Source organism: Mycobacterium sp. ABE4_509 (assembly GCF_056160785.1).
On the sequence record NZ_JBSWXU010000242.1, the window covers coordinates 1 to 4,088 of the forward strand.

The following is a 4,088-nucleotide window of genomic DNA, read 5'->3' on the forward strand; positions in this document are numbered from 1 at the left end:
GCTCCGGCGCAGGCCCTGCCTACCGCGGCCGCCCGCGCCGCGCGCTGCCTGGCCGACGGTGTGCTGGCCTCACTGGACAGGCCGTACGCGTCGGTGATGTCGCGGCTCGGGCAGGCGCTCGGCGTCGAGGCGCCGTCCACACTGGCCGGCCTCGACAGCCCGGCGGCGCTGGTCGCGTTGACAGCCGTGCACGGCGGGGACCCCGGACGGGCCCGCAGTGTGATCTCCCGGACGGTCCGAGACGGCGACGGGTCCCGACCTGATGAGGACGGCGCCGCCTGCGACAACATGCTCTTCACCTATCGGCACCGGCTGTTGCAGGGCTGGATCCGGATGCAGGACGGCCAGCTACGGGCCGCCGGGGCCGATGTGCGCGCGGTGCTCAGCGCCTCGGGTGGGCGGCTGCACCGCCGCGACGCGCTGTGGGCGGAGGCGCTGCAGACCGCCATCGCGCGGCGGGCCGGTGACAGCGGTGGCGTGCACACCCACTGGCACGCCGGGATCGAGGTGCTCGCCGAGTACACCGTCGACGTGTTCTCGCTGCTGCCGCTCGGGGAGTTGTGGGTGGCGGCGGCCCTGTTGCGGCGGCGCGACCAGATCGAACACACCGTGGCCGAGGCGTTCGCACTGCTCGCGGCTCTCGGCGATCCGGTGCTGTGGTCGGTGCCGCTGCACTGGGCGGGAGTCCACGCCGGGATCCTGGCCAACAGCCCGGAGACGATCGCGCCCTACGGTCAGGCCCTGACCGCGGCCGCGGGCAGCAGCGGCTACGCGCATGCCCTGGCCGACGCCGGCCGGACCTGGCTACGGGTGCTCGCTCAGCGGGTGGACACCGACGAGGTGACCGCCGCCGCCAACAGCCTGTCCCGGTTCGGGCTGACATGGGACGCGACCCGGCTGGCCAGCCAGGCGGCGCTGCACTCCCCGGATGCCCGCGTATCGAGCGCGATGCTGCAGTTGGCGCGTGACCTCAAACACACCATCGCCGTCGACGAGACGGCCATCTCGGAGGGGCGGGGCAGTGCGGCCGCGCGCACCGGGACGTCCCAGCCGGCGGCCGGACCGGCGTCACCGAAACTGTCCGACCGCGAGCGCGAAGTCGCCGAGTTACTGCTGCTGGGCCGCCCCTATCGGGATATCGGCGCGCAGCTACTCATCTCGGCAAAGACCGTAGAGCACCACGTCGCCCGGATCCGGCGCCGGCTGGGTGCGGAATCGCGATCGGAGATGCTCTCGATGCTGCGGGCGCAGCTGGACTCCCCGCAGCCCGGGCAGGACACCACCTAACCAGTTAGTTAGGTGAGCCTTCGTAGCGGGTCTTCCCGGCAGGATGCAACTATGAGCAGGCACCGAGCTAAAGTTACTCACCGGTAACTTTGTCTAAGTTACCGACGGGTAACCAAAAAACCGGAGGCGCGTGTGGATACGCAGATGCTGATCAGGATGATCGTCGGGGTTCTGATGACCGCGATCGTCGGCATTTTCGCCGTCAAGCGAGTGCTGTGGCTGACCAAGCTGATCCGCTCCGGGCAGCCGATGAGCGAGTCCAACAGTCGCAAGGACGACCTGCGCAAGCGCATCACCACGCAATTCGAAGAGGTCTTCGGGCAAACCCGGCTGCTGAAGTGGTCGATCCCGGGCATCGCGCACTTCTTCACGATGTGGGGCTTCTTCATCCTCGCCTCGGTCTACCTCGAGGCGTTCGGGCTGATCTTCGTCCACGACTTCGCGATCCCGTTCATCGGCCACTGGGACCTGCTGGGCTTCCTGCAGGACTTCTTCGCCGTCGCGGTGCTGCTCGGCATCATCACGTTCTCGATCATCAGGCTCAACACCGAGCCCAAGAAGCACGGGCGCGACTCACGGTTCTACGGTTCACACACCGGCGGCGCGTGGCTGATCCTGTTCATGATCTTCAACGTCATCTGGACCTATGCGCTGGTGCGCGGCGCCGCGGTGAACACCGAGACCCTGCCATACGGCAATGGTGCGTTCTTCTCGCAGTTCATGGGCTGGATCATGGCTCCGCTGGGCGAGCCGGTCAACGCCTGGATCGAGACGCTGGCCCTGCTCGCGCACATCGCGATCATGCTGGTGTTCCTGCTGATCGTGCTGCACTCCAAGCACCTGCACATCGGCCTGGCACCGATCAACGTCACGTTCAAGCGGATGCCCGACGGCCTCGGGCCGCTGCTGCCGGTGGAGTCCAAGGGCGAGATCATCGACTTCGAGGACCCCGCCGAGGACGCCGTGCTGGGCCGCGGAAAGATCGAGGACTTCACCTGGAAGGGCTACCTCGACTTCACCACGTGCACCGAATGCGGCCGCTGCCAGTCGCAGTGCCCGGCCTGGAACACCGGCAAGCCGCTGTCGCCCAAGCTCGTGATCATGAACCTGCGCGACCACATGTTCGCCAAGGCGCCCTACATCCTCGGCGAGAAGCCCGAGCCCGACGAAGAGTCGATGGCCAAGGCGCTGGAGTCGGCCCAGGGCGGCCTCGTCGGCACCGAGCACGACGAGGAACACCACGTCCCCGAGTCCGGCTTCGAGCGGGTGATGGGCTCCGGACCCGAGCAGGTGGCCCGACCGCTGGTCGGAACCGCCGAGCAGCTCGGTGTCATCGACCCCGACGTGCTGTGGTCCTGCACCACCTGCGGCGCCTGCGTCGAGCAGTGCCCGGTCGACATCGAGCACATCGATCACATCGTCGACATGCGCCGCTACCAGGTGATGATGGAGTCCGAGTTCCCCGGCGAGCTCGGCGTGCTGTTCAAGAACCTGGAGACCAAGGGCAACCCGTGGGGCCAGAACGCCAAGGACCGCACCAACTGGATCGACGAGGTCGACTTCGACGTGCCGGTCTACGGCAAGGACGTCGAGTCGTTCGACGGCTTCGAGTACCTGTTCTGGGTCGGCTGCGCCGGCGCCTACGAGGACCGGGCCAAGAAGACCACCAAGGCCGTCGCCGAACTGCTGGCCGCCGCCGGGGTGAAGTACCTGGTACTCGGCGAGGGCGAGACCTGCACCGGCGACTCGGCGCGCCGCTCGGGCAACGAATTCCTGTTCCAGCAGCTGGCCGCGCAGAACGTCGAAACGATCAACGAGATGTTCTCCGGCGTCGAGCGGGTCGACCGCAAGGTCGTGGTGACCTGCCCGCACTGCTTCAACACGCTGGGGCGCGAGTACCCGCAGCTCGACGGCAACTACACCGTCCTGCACCACACCCAGCTGCTGAACCGGCTGGTCCGGGACAAGAAGCTGGTGCCGGTCCGGTCGTTCACCGAGCACGGCGCCAACATCACCTACCACGACCCGTGCTACCTGGGCCGCCACAACAAGGAGTACACCGCGCCGCGTGAACTGATCGGCGCGGCCGGCGCGACGCTGACCGAGATGCCCCGCCATGCCGACCGCGGCCTGTGCTGCGGTGCCGGTGGCGCGCGGATGTGGATGGAAGAGCACATCGGCAAGCGGGTGAACACCGAGCGCACCGAGGAGGCGATCGACACCGGCGCCTCGGCGATCGCCACCGGCTGCCCGTTCTGCCGCGTCATGATGACCGACGGTGTCGACGAGGTGGCAGCAGCCCGCGACATCGAGAAGGCCGAGGTCCTCGACGTGGCTCAGCTGCTGCTGGGCTCACTGGACAAGAACAAGGTCACCCTTCCCGAGAAGGGCACGGCCGCAAAGGAAGCCGAGGAGCGTGCGGCCCGCATCGCCGCCGAGGCACCCGCGGCCCCCGCGGAGGCCGAACCCGCGGCCGAACCCGAGTCCGAGGAAGAGCAGCCCGCGGCAGCCGAAGCCAAGACCGAGACCTCCGAGTCGAAACCGGTCACCGGGTTGGGCATGGCCGGCGGCGCCAAACGGCCGGGGGCCAAGAAGGCCACACCGGCACCGGCGGAGGACAAGCCGGCCGCTGCGCCGGCCGCCAAGGGCCTCGGCATCGCCGGGGGTGCCAAACGCCCCGGCGCCAAGAAGGCCGCACCGGCCGAGGAGACCACCGCGACGGCCGCCGAACCGGCCAAGGAGCCCGAGGTCAAGGGGCTCGGCATCGCGGGCGGGGCCAAGCGGCCCGGCGCCAAGAAGGC

General features: G+C 68.7%; 2 protein-coding genes. Both read left to right on the forward strand.

Annotated elements, in window-relative coordinates; genetic code table 11:
• Positions 1 to 1,287 (forward strand): LuxR C-terminal-related transcriptional regulator (locus tag ACXAID_RS27260; protein WP_475025294.1); only part of this gene is annotated, 1,287 nt, incomplete at its 5' end.
• Between the two features lie 144 nt (positions 1,288 to 1,431).
• Positions 1,432 to 4,088, forward strand: a 2,657-nt coding sequence (locus tag ACXAID_RS27265; protein ID WP_475025295.1) for a heterodisulfide reductase-related iron-sulfur binding cluster, incomplete at its 3' end; no start/stop codon positions are given.